Source organism: Achromobacter sp. Marseille-Q0513 (assembly GCF_018195695.1).
Classification (GTDB): Bacteria; Pseudomonadota; Gammaproteobacteria; order Burkholderiales; family Burkholderiaceae_B; genus Achromobacter.
The window spans coordinates 1-656 of the sequence record NZ_JAGTJY010000434.1 but is presented as its reverse complement, the minus strand read 5'-3'; the positions used below and the strand labels follow the sequence as shown (position 1 = coordinate 656).

1 protein-coding gene is annotated in these 656 nt (G+C 66.5%); it reads left to right on the top strand.

The window, feature by feature from the left end:
- Nucleotides 1–656: LysR family transcriptional regulator (locus tag KDH83_RS31115; RefSeq protein ID WP_212322962.1), on the top strand; the 656-nt coding region annotated here is incomplete at both ends.

Here is a 656-nt window from a genome sequence, read left to right as displayed (position 1 = left end):
GTACACCACGCAGGCCGCCGTCTCCAGCCGCATCGCCACGCTGGAGCAGGAGTTCGGCGTGCGGCTGTTCGAGCGCAGCGCCCGCGAAGTCTCCTTGACGGCCGACGGCGCCAAGGCCCTGGTCCATGCCGAACGCATGCTGCGCCTCATGCGCGAGATGCGCGAGGACATGCTGGACAAGCAGGCCTACGCTGGCGTGATCCGCATCGGTGTTATCGAATCCATCGTGCATAGCTGGTTTCCGGAGTTCCTGGCGCTGCTGCAGCAGCGCCATCCGCGCCTGCAGGTGGAGATCGTGTGTGACACTACGCTGCACATGTCCGAACAGCTGGCCAAGGGCCAGCTGGACATCGCGTTGCAGGCCAGGCCTGGGACGGCGGGCGGCGTGGGGCATCTGGCGCTGGTCGAGTTTCCGATGGCCTGGGTCGGCAGTCCAAAGCTGGGCATCGGCGATGAAATCTTGAGTCTGGCCGGGCTGGCGGCCTTTCCCATCATGTGTTTCGCGCGCGGCTCGGAGCCTTATGCGGTGATCGAGAAGCTATTCTCGTCCGAGAGCGGCGCCGCGGTGCATCTGAACTGCATCGCTTCGGTGGCGACCATGATCCGCGTGGTCTGCGACGGCCTGGGCGTGGCCGCGGTGCCGCCGGCCGTCATCC